Source organism: Iningainema tapete BLCC-T55 (genome assembly GCF_014698965.1).
In the GTDB taxonomy this organism is placed as follows: Bacteria; Cyanobacteriota; Cyanobacteriia; order Cyanobacteriales; family Nostocaceae; genus Iningainema; species Iningainema tapete.
Map to the genome: position 1 here is coordinate 113056 of NZ_JACXAE010000098.1, position 17422 is coordinate 130477.

19 protein-coding genes are annotated in these 17422 nt (G+C 42.3%); 10 read left to right on the top strand and 9 right to left on the bottom strand.

Annotated features, from left to right (window positions below):
• Positions 1-28 precede the first annotated feature (28 nt).
• A complete protein-coding gene (locus tag ICL16_RS32460) occupies positions 29-1834 on the top strand; it encodes a serine/threonine-protein kinase (protein WP_238361054.1) in 1806 nt (601 codons plus the stop codon).
• 82 nt (positions 1835-1916) lie between these two features.
• Here ICL16_RS32460 and ICL16_RS32465 read toward each other — a convergent pair whose 3' ends face one another.
• Together ICL16_RS32465 and ICL16_RS32470 are read right to left on the bottom strand one after the other, a co-directional pair.
• Entirely contained in the window at positions 1917-3614 is a 1698-nt protein-coding gene (locus ICL16_RS32465) for a GH3 auxin-responsive promoter family protein (RefSeq protein ID WP_190835708.1), read from the bottom strand.
• Positions 3615-3671: 57 nt separating this feature from the next.
• Positions 3672-4748 (bottom strand): SGNH/GDSL hydrolase family protein, encoded by a 1077-nt coding sequence (locus tag ICL16_RS32470; RefSeq protein ID WP_190835709.1) that lies wholly within the window; start codon positions 4746-4748, stop codon positions 3672-3674.
• Positions 4749-4914: 166 nt separating this feature from the next.
• On the opposite strand from ICL16_RS32470, the gene ICL16_RS32475 reads away from it, so the two are divergent.
• The 4 genes from ICL16_RS32475 to ICL16_RS32490 all read left to right on the top strand — a co-directional run bounded on the left by ICL16_RS32475 (position 4915) and on the right by ICL16_RS32490 (position 6492).
• Positions 4915-5397, top strand: a complete 483-nt coding sequence (locus tag ICL16_RS32475) for a sterol desaturase family protein (protein WP_190835710.1) — start codon at positions 4915-4917, stop codon at positions 5395-5397.
• A 70-nt stretch (positions 5398-5467) separates the two neighbouring features.
• Positions 5468-5683, top strand: a complete 216-nt coding sequence (locus ICL16_RS32480; RefSeq protein ID WP_190835711.1) for a hypothetical protein — start codon at positions 5468-5470, stop codon at positions 5681-5683.
• A gap of 2 nt (positions 5684-5685) precedes the next feature.
• A complete protein-coding gene (locus tag ICL16_RS32485) occupies positions 5686-6090 on the top strand; it encodes a PIN domain-containing protein (RefSeq protein ID WP_190835914.1) in 405 nt (134 codons plus the stop codon).
• Positions 6091-6186: 96 nt separating this feature from the next.
• Positions 6187-6492 (top strand): DUF2281 domain-containing protein, encoded by a 306-nt coding sequence (locus ICL16_RS32490; RefSeq protein WP_190835712.1) that lies wholly within the window; start codon positions 6187-6189, stop codon positions 6490-6492.
• 446 nt (positions 6493-6938) lie between these two features.
• Here the strand turns inward: ICL16_RS32490 and ICL16_RS32495 are convergent, their stop codons facing one another.
• Entirely contained in the window at positions 6939-7109 is a 171-nt protein-coding gene (locus ICL16_RS32495) for a hypothetical protein (RefSeq protein ID WP_190835933.1), read from the bottom strand.
• Positions 7102-7233: a hypothetical protein gene (locus tag ICL16_RS47005; RefSeq protein WP_273039893.1), complete on the bottom strand. Its 132-nt coding sequence runs from the start codon at positions 7231-7233 to the stop codon at positions 7102-7104. Before ICL16_RS47005 ends, ICL16_RS32495 begins: the two co-directional genes overlap by 8 nt.
• A gap of 298 nt (positions 7234-7531) precedes the next feature.
• Here ICL16_RS47005 and ICL16_RS32505 point away from each other — a divergent pair, with 298 nt between their 5' ends.
• The 4 genes from ICL16_RS32505 (at position 7532) to ICL16_RS32520 (ending at position 12271) form a co-directional block, all read left to right on the top strand.
• The gene (locus tag ICL16_RS32505; RefSeq protein ID WP_202895826.1) at positions 7532-7879 is read left to right on the top strand and encodes an Mpo1-like protein; all 348 of its coding nucleotides are present in this window, start codon (positions 7532-7534) and stop codon (positions 7877-7879) included.
• Between the two features lie 20 nt (positions 7880-7899).
• Positions 7900-9303 carry an amidohydrolase family protein gene (locus tag ICL16_RS32510; protein ID WP_190835713.1) on the top strand — a complete coding sequence of 468 codons (1404 nt, stop codon included), beginning with the start codon at positions 7900-7902 and terminating at the stop codon, positions 9301-9303.
• Positions 9304-9328: 25 nt separating this feature from the next.
• A complete protein-coding gene (locus tag ICL16_RS32515; protein ID WP_190835916.1) occupies positions 9329-10909 on the top strand; it encodes a B12-binding domain-containing radical SAM protein in 1581 nt (526 codons plus the stop codon).
• A gap of 204 nt (positions 10910-11113) precedes the next feature.
• The gene (locus ICL16_RS32520; RefSeq protein ID WP_190835714.1) at positions 11114-12271 is read left to right on the top strand and encodes a hypothetical protein; all 1158 of its coding nucleotides are present in this window, start codon (positions 11114-11116) and stop codon (positions 12269-12271) included.
• 20 nt (positions 12272-12291) lie between these two features.
• Here the strand turns inward: ICL16_RS32520 and ICL16_RS32525 are convergent, their stop codons facing one another.
• Together ICL16_RS32525 and ICL16_RS32530 are read right to left on the bottom strand one after the other, a co-directional pair.
• Positions 12292-12546 carry a ParE family toxin-like protein gene (locus ICL16_RS32525; protein WP_190835715.1) on the bottom strand — a complete coding sequence of 85 codons (255 nt, stop codon included), beginning with the start codon at positions 12544-12546 and terminating at the stop codon, positions 12292-12294.
• Positions 12546-12746, bottom strand: a complete 201-nt coding sequence (locus ICL16_RS32530; RefSeq protein ID WP_190835716.1) for a hypothetical protein — start codon at positions 12744-12746, stop codon at positions 12546-12548. Before ICL16_RS32530 ends, ICL16_RS32525 begins: the two co-directional genes overlap by 1 nt.
• Before the next feature lie 57 nt (positions 12747-12803).
• Here ICL16_RS32530 and ICL16_RS32535 point away from each other — a divergent pair, with 57 nt between their 5' ends.
• Positions 12804-13766 carry an NAD-dependent epimerase/dehydratase family protein gene (locus ICL16_RS32535; protein ID WP_190835717.1) on the top strand — a complete coding sequence of 321 codons (963 nt, stop codon included), beginning with the start codon at positions 12804-12806 and terminating at the stop codon, positions 13764-13766.
• A gap of 44 nt (positions 13767-13810) precedes the next feature.
• Here ICL16_RS32535 and ICL16_RS32540 read toward each other — a convergent pair whose 3' ends face one another.
• From ICL16_RS32540 to ICL16_RS32550, 3 genes are all read right to left on the bottom strand, one after another.
• Entirely contained in the window at positions 13811-14566 is a 756-nt protein-coding gene (locus tag ICL16_RS32540) for an ABC transporter ATP-binding protein (protein ID WP_190835718.1), read from the bottom strand.
• 255 nt (positions 14567-14821) lie between these two features.
• Positions 14822-16054 carry an FtsX-like permease family protein gene (locus ICL16_RS32545; protein WP_190835719.1) on the bottom strand — a complete coding sequence of 411 codons (1233 nt, stop codon included), beginning with the start codon at positions 16052-16054 and terminating at the stop codon, positions 14822-14824.
• A 232-nt stretch (positions 16055-16286) separates the two neighbouring features.
• Positions 16287-17144: an SDR family oxidoreductase gene (locus ICL16_RS32550; RefSeq protein ID WP_190835720.1), complete on the bottom strand. Its 858-nt coding sequence runs from the start codon at positions 17142-17144 to the stop codon at positions 16287-16289.
• Between the last annotated feature and the right edge of the window lie 278 nt (positions 17145-17422).

Genomic DNA, 17422 nt, shown 5'->3' on the forward strand with positions numbered 1-17422 from the left:
GATCATAAATTACTTTATAAGTTGCAAATTGCTGTTACAAGAACGTTATCGTTTACTTAAGCAAGTTGGAAAAGGGGGATTTGGCAAAACCTTCCTCGCTGTTGATGAAGGTAAGTTTCCCCCTGTTCCTTGTGTCGTTCAACAATTCTCGCTGGAAAATCAATCTCTTAAAGCATTTAAGTACAAGGCAAGAAGCCTGGAAGAGTTGAGTCAACATCCGCAAATTCCCACACTCTTAGCACATTTTGAAGAAAATAACCACTTTTACCTCGTGCAGGAGTATATTGAAGGTGTTAATTTGGCTACTCAGGTCGAGGAAGTAGGAGCAAGTGGTGAAACTCAAATTTGGCAACTTTTAGAGAGTTTGTTGCCTGTGCTCAAGTTTATCCACGATCGCAACATTATCCACCGCGATATTAAACCGGAAAATATTATTCTTCGCACTACTGCCCCCCTTGGTTCGGGGGGTTGGAGGGATCTAGTCTTAGTGGATTTTGGTTTGGCTAAACTTGTTACGGCAGTCGATCCACTGATCGGCGAACCTGGTGTTGGTAGTCCTGAATATGCTGCACCAGAGCAAATTAAGGGAAAACCTGTATTTGCTAGTGATTTATATAGCCTTGGTGTGACTTGCATTTACTTACTGACTCAGATTCCTCCCTTTGATTTATTTGATATCGCTAATGATTGTTGGGTTTGGCGAGAATACTTGACTGGTAAGGTAGGTGAAAGGTTAGGTAAAATTATTGACAAGCTTGTGCAAAAGGATGTAGGCGATCGCTTTCTATCTGCTGATGAAGTGATGCAAGCTATGGGTATTGAATCTAATACTTTAGGAAGAATGAGTGAGGCAGAGCCTCAGGAAGGCATTACCAGTCAGAGACTGGGGGCGAGGAATCAACAGTGGCAGTGCTTGGATACTTTGACGGAAAATTACAGTGGAGCAAGTGGTGTTAATTCAATTGCTATTAGTCCTGATGGTAATATTTTAGCTAGTGGTAATGATGACAAAACGATTAAGTTATGGGATTTGAAGACTAAAGAATTGCTATACACCCTGAGCGGACATATGCAAGCTGTGAGAGCGCTCACCTTTAGTCCTGATGGGATTCTGGCATCAGCGAGTGATGATAAAACAATTAAATTGTGGAATTTAAGTACCTTTCAAGAAATCCACACTTTGGTTGGACACAATAGCGCAGTTAAATCAGTCGCTTTTAGTCCAAACCCCCCTGGGGGGTTGTTAGCTAGTGGTAGTTGGGATAAGACTGTCAAACTTTGGAATTTAGACAAAGGCATTTCCTTCACGTTAAGTGGACATCAATTACAGGTAAGTGCAGTAGCGTTTAGTCCCCAAGGTAAGCTTTTAGCTAGCGCCAGTCTTGATCGAACTATTCGCTTATGGGAAATACCTTCATCCTCTGAACAAGAATTGAAAAACCGCCCATATCGTACCCTTTCAAGTCATGCATGGGCGGTTTTAACAGTTGCTTTTAGTCCTGATGGTAGAATCCTAGCGACAGGAAGTGAAGACAACACTATTAAATTGTGGGATGTATACACCAGTCAGGTAATTGGCACACTTTTAGGCCATTCCTGGGCGGTAGTAGCAGTGGCTTTCAGTAGCGATGGAGAAACGCTAATTAGTGGAAGTTGGGACAAAACTGTCAAACTTTGGAGCGTCAGTACAAAAAAAGAAATTGCTACTCTCTCTGGTCATGTTGACTCAGTGTCTGCCGTTGCTGTTAGCCCTGTTACACAACTAATTGCTAGTGGCAGCAGGGATAAGACTATCAAACTCTGGGAGCTTTTGACAGAGCTTGGCAAAAGTTAAAAGGCACTCATAAAGAAAAAGAAAAAACGGTAAATAGCGAACATATCGATACAAGGCAAAAGTTAAAAGTTAAAAAAAGAACTCAGTTGTCAGAATAATTAATTACATCGTTTAACCTTATCTCCTTTTCCACCGACAATCCCGCCAGAAAATTCCGATCTTCACTCACGTGGGGAAACTTCAACTGAGAATCGGGAATACCTCTTTGCAATTGACGTTGACGAATAATCGCAAAGCTACCATTCGACAAAATCCGCAATCGTGGAGGTGGAATTGTATCGCGACGACTAATTTCGTAGTGGGTGTTAACTTCCTGGAGCTTGCGATCAAAACTGGTTAAGAAGGCTTGGGGATTTTCAAGGGTATAACCAGAAGCTAGCTCAATATTCGCCAAATAACGAGCGGGGAAATCATTATCTGACAAAGTAATACAGAAATCTTCTAAAGGTATGTTAAATTCCTGCTGTAAAGCTTGCATCACCTGAGTTGCATGAAATTCTGTTGTTTTCTCCGTTGTCGAAGAAACGAACCCTCCTCTACGGTAGCGAAATACGAGCAAAGGTGCGGTTTCGTAAAAACCCACTACTTCAACTACATCACCAATATCGTAACGGTAAAAGCCTCCATAGTTAGTAATCAAGATACGATAACGTTCTCCTGCTTTAACTTGAGTTGCTAGTAAAGTTTTGGGATGCTCAGCCTCCCATTGCTCTTCTGGGATAAACTCAAAAAAACTACTTTCGATCGCCAACACGCTAGCATCATCATTAACATCAGGGTAAACGCTAAACATGCCTTCTGCCGATGAATAAGCTGCACCAAATATGGGAGTATCACCAAAGTAAGCAGGAAATCGCTCAAAATAGAAATCCGAAGTTCCACCTCTTGCAGTGGCAATAAAGGAAAGATTTTGCCAGACAAGTTTAGGGGTAAGCCGTCCCTCTGACTTCAAGATTTCTTGCAATTGAGCGGCACGTTTGGGATTGGCTGAGTGTTGCTGCTCTAGTTGAGTGCGAATTTCTGGCTCTAATTCTAAAGTCGAGGCAATTGTTCCTTTCTCTAAATCCTCAATCAAATCTTCTCCATACTTCTCTAAATAGTTAGCAGTGCGCAGGATGAGCATGGGAAAATTGGCAATTATACCTCGCGTTGCTTCATCACTAAGAGCAAATAGCAAACAAACATAGTGACGAGCTAGACTATCGGCTGGTTGTAGAGTTTCGTAAGGATGGGCAAACAGTTGTTTGTAAAGAAACTTGTCCATGCGCAAAACACCAGCACTAGATGGACCATAATCTATTCCACCACTTGTGCGTCCCCAAGTTTGTACTGAGTTGGTTAATAGCAGTTTGCCGAATTGTCGTTTTTGCCTCTTGAGTGCCTCAATTAAAAAACCAATGCTGGTAAGAGTAGCTCGACGGAAAGCATTTTGCGATCGCCTTGTTGTGGGGATCATCTTTTTCTTGCCTGTCGAACCACTTGTTAAAGTTAAATAAACTACAGGATCGGGTGTAAGGATATTTTGCTCCCCATTAGCAATGCGCTCAGTATATGGTTCATAGCTGCTGTAAGGTAGAATGGGAACCTGCTGTTGAAATTGCTCAATAGTTTTAATATCACTTAATCCATATTTACTACCTAATTCAGTATTTTTATGAGCTTGTAACAAAGTGAGTAAGAACTTTTCCTGCACAGCATCAGTGTGACGAATTTTCTTGACAAAATTCGCCCTAGCACGTTCGGCAATAAAACTCAACAGTGGCAACAAAAAATTAGTCATGAAAGCTAGTAGAGTGCGTCAACGCAGTGTAACGCACCGTAGAATTTTGGCGGGTTACTACATTTTACTTTTTACTTGTCGGTTCCGTAGCATCCATAAGAGCATTACCATCCCTAAGGATACTGTAGATGCGGGTTCTGGTACAGACTGAGGCTTAGACGCTAGCCTCTCAAAAACTAATTCTCCCAAAAATCTATGAGTTACAGTTGTGGGATGGATGTCGTCCCAGAATAAATACTCATTTGGGTTAGAACAGATAGTGAAGTTAACTGTATTTAAGCAAGGTTCAGTTACATTAGTGAAACCAAATCTTGTGGGATTGGCGATCGCTTCCGCAAATATAGAATTAACATCAAAAGGTATTAAGTTGATCCCTGGGAGTGTTTGACTTAAATTGTTGAGGGTAGTGGTTAAGCTAGCGTTAAACTCCTGACTTACCTGAGTACGGGCGTTAGCATCACCGATGCGGCGAGCGCGGGGAGTTTGTCCTAAATCTGGTACGTTAACTACCAAAATATTGCGAGCGCCAACATCGAATAACGAAGTTACTCCCTGAGATATATTTTCAGCAAATATGGTACTATTTAAATTACCAGAACTATAATCATTAGAACCTGCAGCCCACACAACGTAAAGAGCTTGTGGATCAGCAGGTTGATTGGCAAGCGTTAAGTCATTCGTAAACGCTTGCACCTCCCTCAGTACTCCAGGTAAACGAGGATCGCTAGCGTTGTTCAAGCCTGATGTCGCACCACCAAAGGCAAAGTTAACGCCCTGAGTGGTAGTAGCACCATTAAAGAAGAAGTTGACTCCAAGATCACCAGTGGGAGTGAGAGTGATAGGAGAACCTACAGCTAAATTAGTGGACGGAGTAAGGGTTGAACCCAAAGAATTTGCCAGATAGTCTACCCAAACTGGACCATTAGAATAACGTCCATTAAAGTAAGGAGGGCTGGGAGGATCTACTGGTATAGTGGGATTTAACCGATTGGCAACAGTGGTGACAGTAAATACGTTACCAGTATCTGAGAGGCTGTCACCAAAAACATAAATTTTATCGAAAGTTGCAGCCTTTGCCTCAAAGGGAAATATCAAAGCTAAGAGGGATGCTGTTGCTAAGATTATTTTTTTCATGCTTTTATTTTTAGTCAAGTAATATTGACTAGCTAATAATGCACAAATTATACATTTTTCAATTCCCACTGATTTTAAAGATATAGTCAAGAGCAACAGCAAGTCAGAGAATGTCACAATATTCAAATAGATGTTTCTGTGCAACAAGTATGAGGAAGGAGAATAAATGATCGCGATCGCCTGTTTTGTCTTAGCATTTGTCTTAGCGAGTTTAGTTGAATACTGGCTACATCGCTTAATGCACGTCTCACAGCGAATTGGCGAACGTCATCGCGATCACCATCGCCGTAATGAAGGGCAGGGAGTACTCTGGGAGTTTCGCGATTATGTCAGAGGTAGTTTTGTAGTCATGGCTCTCATGTTCTTCTACTCTTGGGAAGCGGGAATCGGCTGGTTTCTCGGCGCACTAGTTTACGCTGCATTTTCCGCCTATGCTCATCAACTACAACACGAAAACCCAACCAAATGCTTCTGGATGAAGATGCCAGTTCACTACGTACATCATAAGTATGGCATGTGGCATCACAACTTTGGTCTAGCCGTAGACTGGTGGGATCATGTTTTTGGCACCTACAAGCCAGTGGAATGGTTAACACCTGAAGAACAAAGTCAACTAGAACGAGGTTACTTCCAACTCCGGTGGTGGTAATATAATGTATTTTTGTCTTTACATCAGAAGAGTAACCTGTTATGACCAAAATTTAGTCAGGAGGTATGTAATGCTACAAACCATTGAAGGAATCTATAAAAATGGCAAAATTGAACTTGCCGAAACACCACAGGGCATTACTGAAAGCCGCGTCTTTGTAACTTTCTTAGAAACAAAACCCACCACTTGGTCATCCATAATTATGCAACATCAAGGTGTAGCAGAAAGTATTATTTTTGAATCCTATCGAGACGAACTGCTACCACCTAAAGAAATAGAGTTTTAATGATGGGTTATTTGCTCGACACCTGCGTAGTAAGTGATTTTGTCAAGGGAGAAGAAAACACCCTAAAGCGATTAAAGTCTAGCTCTCCCTTTGATGTTTTTATTTCATCCTTAACAGTTATGGAGGTGAAATATGGATTAGCAATCAATCCACAACGTGCCGTCAAAATCCAACCGTTGATTGAAACATTCCTAAGCTCAATTACAATTTTACCTTTTGGCGCAGAAGAAGCCGAACAAGCCGCCCAAATCAGAAGTATTCTGAAAACAGCAGGTACTCCTATCGGTGCTTATGATGTACTCATTGCAGCAACAGCAGTAATCCATAATCATATTATTGTAACATCTAACGTTCGAGAATTTCAAAGAGTAACCAGTTTACAAATCGAGAATTGGCGTTCTTCTTAAATTGCAATGGCGAATTACTAATAAGGAGGTTATTTCCAAACTCCTGTGGCGGTAATATAATATGTTTTTATCTTTGGAACACAAGAGTAACCTGCTATGACGATTAAAGAACTACTTCTTGAAGAAATTGAATCAGCTTCAGAAAATCTTCTGGCTGAAACCTTAGACTTTTTACGCTTCCTTAAAACCAAGCCAACCCAAACACAGCCAGAAACCCAACAAAACAATGCAAATAACCGAATTGCGACAGAACCCCAAACTTCAGTTCACTCCACAGGTAACTCACTGCTAGAACATTTGAAAACTATTGGTACTTGGGAAGGGGATGACTTTGAAGAATGCCTTGAGATGGTATATGCCACTCGTGGTAAAGCGAATTTCAATCAGCATAGTAACTGCTGAGAATTACGGTCAACTTAAAACCGCTTTAATTAGACAATTTGATCCCAAAGAGAAAAGTAATCCTGCAATACATCCTCTTTTAAGATTCTTTTTTTTAATCGCATCAATTTGCAAAGTGACAAATCCGATTAGCGGAACAATTGTATGTAAAGCTGTTGTATACCAGACAATTGATTCTCGAAAGATAGAATAAATTATAAGTTGCAAACAATAAATTATTGTTGATAATAAAAATATAAAATTTAACTTTGATTTGACTAAAAAAAGTAAACAGTGTATTTTTCGTTGCTATAATTTTGTCATTATAGCTATGAATACACAAATAGGAATAACTAGCATAATACCGATCATATGTGTGGATACAGCTATGATTAGGCTAAAAGCCAAACCAATATATCCAAACATTTTTTCTGGTTTATTTATCACATAAGACGCAAATAAAAATGTCAGCGCTGTTGCAAAACTAAGACGTTAACACTCGAACCTGTATCCAGTAAACCCGATACACTTAAAGAATGATTCTGATAGGTAAGGGTCAAAGGAAGATAAGGAAATGTACTTAATGCACCTAACTCCGGGTTAATCTCAGTGAACCCAAATCTGACTTTATCAACCATTTTTTGCTGCTTTTGCCTCTGCCAGAGCCTTTGCTAAAACAGCAGCAGCTTCAAAAGAATCATGCAAACCTTTGCTTGCTGTACCTTGAGAATCTAATGGAACCAAACCAGATTCGTTCAACATTTCGCTTACCAGGAAATGCAGTAGTAAGAGTTTGTCGGGGTGAGATAATTCTTTCTTATGTCCCTCCCAAAGCTGTACGGTTCAACTTGGCGTTAATAGTTAGCGCCTTGAGCTAGTACAATCGTTCCAATGTCCATTGGGATCGTACCCAGCCATATAAATAACGACAAGACTGAGACACCTCTACCTACCGATCCCGCTTGGTTGCTCGCCGCGAGGCTTACACAATAAAAATTTTTGTTTCCAAAACTTTTTTTACTAAAATCTAAGTGATATTGTTCCTGAGACGCTTTTAGTTATGATAGAGCGGTGTGACGGAGGAAACCCAAACTTGAATTACTTCCAACAGGCAAAAGCTCACTTTGAAGCGAGTCATCAGCATCCCATCAACCAGTTTCTGCACCACCTCACCAACGTAATGACAATCACAGCGGTGGTTTCGCTATTCTACGACGCTCGTGTGACACTTGTGTGCTTGGTATTAACCCAAGTTTTTGCCTTAGGTGGTCATGCATTCTTCGAGAATAATGAACCCGCTTTTGTCAAGTATCCCGGCATTACTATATTAGTCTCGATGTTGTGGTCTTTCGAGAACTTTTTTGGTCTACGCCAAGTCTGGACATACTTCAAGCAGAAAACCGCTTAACGCTAGTATTAGGAGATTTCATGTATCAAGGTTTACTGGTAATTGATGCTGACGCCCATAAACTGGAAAATCCCCTGGTAATGCGGGATTATTTAGAACCAGAGTATCGCGATCGCATCGGTCTAGTGATAGATAATTTAGGAGATCAACGGGCGCGAATCGTAGACTACAATCCAGCAACGGGTAAAAAAGACTTCGTGCGGATGTTCCCACAACCCCAAGGACTAGGTAAAGGCGGCTTTCGCAACCTACATCCAGAAACGACTTTGGGAGCAATGTTCAATAAAGTGCGCCTTGAACACATGGACTCCGAAGGCATTGATGTCCAAGTAATCTACGGCACATTAAACTTGGTATTCTCTAGCCTGATAGACAAAGACTTGGCGATCGCACTTTGCCGCGCCTATAACAGCTATATTGCCTCTGACTGCCAGGGATACAACAATCGCCTCAAACCGATCGGAGTTTTACCTCTACAAGACGTAGACGCAGCAGTTGCTGAGATGCACCGTTGTATCAACGAACTCGGCATGATCGGTGTAGCTGTTGCACCAAATTTGCCCATTCCCCATCCCAAAGCACCTGAAGCTTTTCCAGAAATTCGCACTTGCAAAACCATCAGCCATCCCGACTTTGCCCCATTGTTACAAGCAGCAGTAGACCTAGATATCGCCATTGGCATTCATGGTGGTCCAGGTTCTAATATGGTAGGGGGAATTGCCGATCATACTGAAACATTTGTTCTCTCCCATATCTTCGTGCAGCGTAACCAGCAACAGTTGGCATTGGCACGGATGGTATTTGATGGCGCATTTGAGCGCTTTCCGACATTGCGCGTAGGCTTTTTAGAAGGTGGTTGCGGTTGGGTACCAGATCTTGCCCATGCCTTTCACGAACATTGGGAAAAACGCATCCGTGATTTTGATCCAAAGCAAGCCTACCGTCCCTCTCTGATGGACTTTACCAAGTTGATGATCCAAGAAAGAGGTACTCACAACAATATCAACCTCATTAGTCAGGCTAAAAACCTGTTCGATTTGTTGTGGAATGCTCAACACGATCCAAGCAAGATTGACGATAGCAGCTTATACGAACACTACGATCTACGTCACCGCGATCCTCTAGAATACTTTGAAAGAGGTCAAATTTTTACCTCTTTTGAATCAGATGATCCTGGTCCTGGTTATCTTCACATCGCTATGGGTGAAGTAGGTAAGCGCTTGGCTTGCTTCTCAGGTGATTATGGTCACTGGGATGGCGTACTCCAAAACTGTGTCCAAGATGCAGCTACAGTAGCTGATTACGATCGCGAACATTTAGAACTATTACTAGGTGGGAACGCATTGGCACTTTATGGCGATCGCCTACGTCAATCTCTTCCAAATGTCAAGTCAAACATTGAGTTGACATCAAAAGCTATCTAAATAATCTGAGGATTTAAGGAAGATGATGCGAGTTTTACTTTTAAATCCACTCTTTCCTAAATCCTTTTGGTCTTTTGACAAAGCACTAGAACTGATTGGGCGGAAAGTTTCACTACCGCCCTTGGGGCTAATCACAGTTGCGGCTATACTCCCTCAAAGTTGGGAGTTCCGTTTGGTAGATCGCAACGTTTGCTTTGAAACTGAAGCCGAATGGGATTGGGCAGATTTGGTAATAGTTTCTGGCATGATTGTGCAGAAAACAGACATGCTGCACCTGATCGGTGAGGCAAAGCAACGAGGTAAATTAGTGGCAGCAGGAGGTCCCTACGTCACTTCTGTTCCCCAAGCAGCCCAGGAAGCAGGAGTGGATTTTCTGGTATTGGATGAAGGCGAGATTACCTTGCCAATGCTAGTAGAAGCGCTCAATCGGGGTGAAACTTCAGGAATATTGAGCGCCAAAGGAGAAAAGCCAGACGTTACAGACACACCAGTGCCCAGATACGACTTGCTGGATCTGGACGTTTACAGTGATATGTCTGTACAGTTTTCGCGGGGTTGTCCGTTTCAGTGCGAGTTTTGCGACATTATTGTGCTGTACGGGCGCAAACCCCGGACAAAAACACCCGCCCAGCTACTAGCTGAGTTGCAGGTTCTGTATGACTTGGGTTGGCGACGCTCAGTTTTTATCGTCGATGACAACTTCATCGGCAACAAGCGCAATGTCAAACTCTTGCTACGTGAACTTGCTCCTTGGATGGCAGAACACGGTTATCCCTTCCGCTTCTCTACAGAAGCCTCAGTAGATTTGGCACAAGATCAAGAACTACTAGATCTGATGATTGCAGCCAACTTTACGGCAGTGTTTTTAGGCATCGAAACACCAGACACAGATAGCTTGACCTTGACGCAAAAATTCCAAAATACCCGTAATTCTCTAGTAGAATCAGTCCAGAACATCAATCGGACAGGTCTACGGGTGATGGCAGGGTTCATTATTGGCTTCGATGGAGAAAAAACAGGGGCAGGCGATCGCATCATTGATTTTGTCGAAGCGACTGCCATACCTCAAGCACTGTTCAGTATGCTTCAGGCTCTACCCAACACAGCACTCTGGCATCGACTCCAAAAAGAAGGGCGTCTGCTCAATGAAGAAGCCAACATTCACCAGACAACCTTAACCAACTTTATTCCCACCCGTCCTTTAGAAGAACTAGCTCGCGAGTATGTCAGATGCTTCTGGGAACTTTACGATCCGCAGCGCTATCTAGCCAGAGTCTTTCGGCACTTCATCTTAATGAAACCTACCCCTCATAAAAAGAAATTCCAAATGCCCCAACTTAGGGATATCAGGGGATTAGCGATCGTTATATGGCGACAGGGAATCAAACGCAGTACACGCTTTCAATTCTGGCGTCAGTTGTTCTCAATCATCCGGCACAATCCAAAAGTTTTTGAACACTACCTAATTAATTGCGCCCTGATCGAACACTTCATCGAATACCGCCAAATCGTCAAAGACGAAATTGAAGCACAAATAGCTCAACTCCCACCAAAACAAGTAAACCTAAATCACAATCTTGAAGCAACAAAAGTAGCTCTCCTCTAGTAGTCCGCCAAATTAACTTTGCCTAGTTTGTAGTCAGGACTTTAGTCCTGAAACAGCGAACACGCTCGCTAACTACGAACAGAGCAAACTTTGTTTGGTAAACTACTACTAATTACTCCCTCTTTCCTCTGCGTCCTCTGCGTCCTCTGCGGTTCATAAAACATCAACCTCAATCAAATAGAACTCCCATAGTTCACGGACAACATGATCATTCGCACCGTCACCACCCCAGCAGACAAAGAAATATTTCTAGATGTCCCAGCTAGAGTATACGCCAAAGATCCGCACTGGGTGCCACCCATCCGCAGCAGCATAGCCAAATATTTTGCATCTACAAACCCCTTCTTGGAATACGGGAAACTACAACAGTTTATTGCCGTATCCGAAGAATCTGAGAGAAACCCGGTTTCTCAAAGAAACCGGGTTTCTGGAGCAGTAGGACGCATCGTTGCCGCAGTCAATCAGCGCTTAATCGAACGGGAAGGACAAAATGTCGGGCTGTTTGGCTTTTTTGAATGTGTTCAAGATTTTACTGTAGCTCAAGCCTTGCTAGATGCCGCCTGTAATTGGTTGCGAGAACAAGGCATGACTGTAGCGCGGGGACCAATTGATCTATCCACCCACAATAAGTGTCTATTCTTAGTGGATGGATTTGACTCGCCACCAATGATAATGATGCCCTACAACCCGCCCTACTACCCAGAGTTTATGGAGCGGGATAATTGGCATAAAGCCAAAGATGCTTACGCCTATAATTTCCCTTTAGATCAACCTTTACCAGCAGAATTTGAGAAAGCTTATCGAATTGCTTGTAAATCTGGCGTCAACTTCCGCCCAATCAAGACAAAAGATCCAGAATTCGAGCAAGATGCTAAAAGCATTTATCACCTTTTTAATCGTGCCTTTGCTAATAACTGGAGTTCTACACCACGAAGTGAAGCAGAATTTCTCGAAGAAGCCAAGGATTTGCAGAGCTTGATCGATCCAGATGTTTTCCCCATTGCTGAATACAACGGCGAAATGATTGGCTTTTGGATGGGTTTACCCGATTATAATATTCCGTTAAAACACGTTGGGGGCAAACTCAACTGGCTAGGAATTCTCAAGTTTCTTTGGTATCGCCGTCAAATTGACCAAGGAAGAGTAGTTGTAATTTGTTCGTTACCGGAATATCGTCGGAAAATGGTACCTCTGGCTTTGATTTATTTGGGAATGCTCGGTGGTAAGCAAAAGGGCAAACCTTACAAACGGGCAGAACTCGGACATGTCTACGAGGATAATTTCCCCTCCCGCAAACTAATTGAAGCAGCAGGCGGCAAGATTTATAAAACTTACCGAATTTATGAAAAAGCCCTTAATTAACTGATTTTTTTAATTCATGGCTACTTGCCGATCAGTTTGTTGTACTCTGCATGTGTACCAATCCAAAACCACGAAATACCTTGTTCGACTTCTACACCCAATGCTCTGTAGTCTCGCCCTGCCCGAACTGACCAATATTTACCTACTTTCTTAAAATGTAGGGATGGATGAGAAGGATCGATTTTGAGTAGTTCGTAGCACTGGTCGGCTGTTTGCTGTACATTTTCCGGTAGAGTGTTGTAGTATTCCCAAAATCGGCGAGTTGTGTAATGCATCAAATTTCCTGACAGTGCCCCGTCTCATAATCAGAAATTGCTTCCTGAGCCAAGGCTTCTAGCTTGCCATCAGCAATGTCTTTCTCCAATTGCTCATCCCAGCGCTGATAATCTAAATCTGCCAACCATTCTACTAGCTGTTGTAACTCATCAGATGGAAGTTGAAGAATGGCAGACTCAATTTGCTCAAGCGTTAACATAAAAGGCACATTATCTTAAATTTGAAAATATTATAACTTGACTTACGAGGAAACCATATGAAAGCCTTAGTTACTGGAGCAAACGGATTTACAGGCGCTCACTTGGTGCGCTCCTTGAATCAGCAAGGTTACACGGTCGTTGGTATGGTACGTAAATCTAGCAATTTAGCACGTATATCTGACGACAATATTCAATTAGTTTACGGTGATATTACTGACCATGATGCACTAAGAGCAGCGATGAATGGTGTAGACACAGTTTTTCATACTGCCGCTTATGTAGAGTTAGGAGTCGTTAATAAGGCAGAAATGCAGCGCGTGAATGTAGAGGGTACACGAGCCGTGCTGAAAGTAGCTCAAGAACTGGGTGTATCTAAGTTAGTATATTGTAGCACAATAGGTGTGTTTGGCAACACTAAAGGCGAAGTCGTAAATGAAACTTTCCAAAGAACACAGCAAGACTTTTCCTCAGCTTATGACAGTACCAAATACCAGGCTCAACAATTAGTAGATCAATTTGCCGCACAAGGGTTTCCTGTCGTCAGCATTATGCCTTCCGGAATTTTTGGTGCTGACGATCCCCATTTTGGTCCAGTAATTCAGCAGTTTCTCAAAGGAGGGCTAAAGGTTTGGGCAGGTGGCGATCGCATCACTGGTATTGTGCATGTAGACGACTTAGCCACAGCCATGATTCTTGCCGCCCAAAAAGGTAAACCGGGCGAATATTATATCATATCCGCAGGAGATTTAACTACTAGAGAAATGTTTGAGATCATCTCACAAGCAACAGGCATACCAGTTCCTCGCGAAGTTCCCAAACCTCTAGTTAGATTTGCAGGTAATTTACTCGATCCGATTGGACGCTTGTTTAAATGGCAGCCCCCTATAAGTAGAGAGCGCGTACATTATATATACGATCGCTGTGTGCGAGTGGATGCAAGCAAAGCCCGTAATGAACTCGGTTGGCATCCCCGCTCAGTATTAGATATCTTACATGAAATAGTGGCTAAACAAAATTAGTGGGAGAGACGCGCTGTTTGAAGCGTCTCTACTCTCTACATTGTCTATTTTGCTTTTAACACTCCATCTTCCATATAAGCAACTCGGTCAGCAACATCTATTAACCTAGAGTCATGGGTGACAATTAACACAGTTGCTCCTTGTTCTTTCGCCAACTTGCGTAATAAATCAGTTACGCTATGCCCACTATAGGAATCCAAAGCCGAGGTAGGCTCATCTGCCATAATTAATGGCGGATTGCCAGCTAAAGCACGGGCAACTGCTACTCTCTGTTTTTGTCCCCCTGACAAATCACTTGGCTTGTGATTCGCTTTATCTCCTAACCCAACTTGTTCGAGCAGTGCTTGCGCTTGACTTTTTGCTGCACGCCCACGAATACCTTTGATATTTAGCACTACTTCAACATTTTCTGCTGCTGTTAAAGCCCCAAACAAGTTAAACCCCTGAAAAATAAACCCAATATTTTGCTGTCTAAACTGTGCCAGCTTAGAACGAGACATAGTTGTAATCTCTTGTCCCAGTAGGTAGACATTTCCCGTTGTAGGTTTAAGCAGCCCTGCTAAAATCGATAGCAGAGTTGTTTTACCCGAGCCTGACGGTCCCATTAACAATTGAACATCGCCAAAGGGGATTTCCCAGTCAATCCCTTTAAGAACTCGATCTGAATGTCGCCCTGATTGAAATGCCATCTCTACTCCTTCAACCTGGACGGCTTTCATGGCAACATTTGTTGTTCTTGAGGAATCAACCGTGTTTCTGATTTTTAGTGACACACTAGAAAGAATTTCAACGGGAGTCATTTGTTAAGTTTGTTAGGAAGTATAGGTTAACAGTCAGAAATCGTGGTGAGGGTATGTTATGATGTAAAGTTTTTATATGTACTAATTATAACGATTTTATTCGACTATTTATGTGAATTAATACAGCTAGCGGTATAACCGGTTTAGTCTGTACCTTCACTAATAGTCATATTTAGTAGTTTTGCAGAACAGACAGGCTAAATTCTGCTAAAAATTACTACATGTAATCTGCTCATCTTTCCGCAAACGTTTAAATTAAGCCTTAAAAACAATTGCCGGATCGACGCGAGTTACCTTTTGAATAGCAAAGATAGCTGAACTGATACACATGACAACTGTGATTCCGAAAACCGTCAGAGCAGTTACTGGTGTAATTAAAATCAAGATTCCCTGAGTTGATAATGTCCAAGCTGCAACTCCCATGCACAAAAGTGTACCGGGAATATAGCCCAGAACCGCCATCCACAGGGCTTGTTCGACAATCACACCATACATAACCCAGTCAGACGCACCCATTGCCTTGAGTGTTCCAAACTCTTTAAGATGATCTGACACAGAAGAGTAAAGGATCTGTCCTACTACTATCGCCCCAACAATTACACCCACCGTTGCACCAATACTGAGCAAAAACCCAATCCCAGTTCTGTCTTGCCAGAAATTTTGCGTTCTCCTCGCCATTTCACGACTCGTGTAAGCACGAGTATTTGGTAATACCGTGTTTAATCTTCGCTTCAGTGCTTGTAGATCTTGACCTGGTTGAGCGCGAATTAATATATAAGTGATTGGATCTGAAGACGCTAACGGTTTTGGCGTAGTATTCGGCTGAGTTGGTTGCACATAATTATTAGTACACTGAAGATCCTGAGATCCCTGTTGCAATCGACAAGACAATGTAGAAGTCTTACCAGAACTTAGGTAAGAGTTGGCACTCTCTAAGGAGGTAAACATGTAAGGATTAGACGCAATAGAGCGGTTTCCTTGCGTTAACCCAACCAAGCGCACGGGTAAAGTATTAACTTCAGCTTTATCACCTATGTTTCGTACATTGAGAGAAGGAGCGTTAGTTTTGTCTACAATTACAGTGTACGGTTCTTTGAGTGCATCCACACTTCCTTTAATGATATTTTTTGGCGTAAACAATTGCCCAAGTGGGTCAAATCCAATTACTCTGATCGGAGCAATTTCACGCGATCGCCACATACCTCCATTTGCGATCAGCGGTTCTGCTAGTTCCACACCTGGTACATTTTTCGCCAAATTGACATGCGCTAAAGGAATGGGCAGCGTCAAATCAAGGTAAACCATAGTATCTGATGCTACCCAAATATCAGCCGTAGAATTGTCAATCAACTTAGCTGAGGAACGGGTAAACCCATTAAATATACCAGTCTGAATTGTTACCAGGCTAACAGCAAACATAATTCCAGCCTGCGCCACCAAGAAGCGAGGAATGTCCTCAAGCAGGTTTTTCCGGGCAATGGAAACCATAGGAATTTTTAAAATTCAAGTTTTTGTGTACTGATTGTTTCTTTTAGCCTAACGTATATTCATTAAGTATATATAACCATCACTCTTACTATAATGTAAGTAGGTTATGTGCCAGTTAATTACGTGGAACAAGATCAATAAACCACACATAAACACAAATGCAAACAGACGCCTGCGATTTTAATCGCAGGCTCAAAGCTAAAGTCTTCTAAAGAAGAGTAGACAACTTTAACTAACCATTAACAACTTTCCCGCCATTGGGGTGTAAAACTTGACCGGAGAAGTATGAACTGTCATCCGATGCTAAAAATACATAGCTAGGTGCAACTTCTTCTGGTTGTCCGGCTCTTTTCATTGGTACTTGTTTTCCAAAAGTTTCTACTTTCTCCTCTGGGAAAGTAGAAGGAATCAAAGGTGTCCAAATCGGACCTGGGGCAACGCCATTTACACGAATGCCTTTTTCCACTAAGCTTTTTGATAAGGCACGAGTGAAAGCTACGATCGCCCCTTTGGTGGAAGAGTAATCCAGTAGTTGTGGATTGCCTTCATAAGCTGTGACAGAAGTAGTGTTGATGATCGCACTACCTTCTTTCAGGTGCTTCAGGGCAGCTTTGGTCATAAAAAACATTGAGAAAATATTAGTGCGGAAAGTCCGCTCTAGTTGCTCTTTAGTAATATCCTCAATGCTTTCTTGGGGATGTTGTTCGGCAGCGTTGTTCACAAGAATATCCAGTTTACCCAACTCTGCTACTGTTTGTTGTACAGCTTGTTGACAAAAAGTTTCATCACCAATATCACCGGCGATGGTTACGGCACGTCGTCCAAGTTGTTCTACTAATTGTTTCGTTTCTTTAGCGTCGTCGTGTTCGTTTAGGTAAAGTATCGCTACATCTGCTCCTTCTTTGGCAAATGCGATCGCCACTGCACGACCAATACCGCTATCTCCACCTGTGATTAATGCTACCTTATCTTTTAACTTATCGCTGCCTTTATACTGAGGATCATCAGCTTTAGGCTTCGGCGTCATTTTTGATTCAGAACCTGGTGGTTCTTGTTGTTGTGGTGGTTGTAATGATTGTTCTTCTGGCATATAATATCTCCTAAATTATTGATAGACGATCTGCTGACACATGATGTAGAGACGCTCCGCCGGAGGGAGCGTCTCTACGTCAAAACTAAACCTTGGATCGATCATTCAATCCAAGGCTCAATTTTCGTATTTGCTCCCAATTGCCGCCAATCTACGCTTCTATCCCCCTGATATCCGCGTACATGTACAAATTGCTTATGCAAATGTACAGGGCTGCTATCTCCCCACACTTAAAACACACTTTAAATCTGACAATTGTACACAACTACACAACTCTA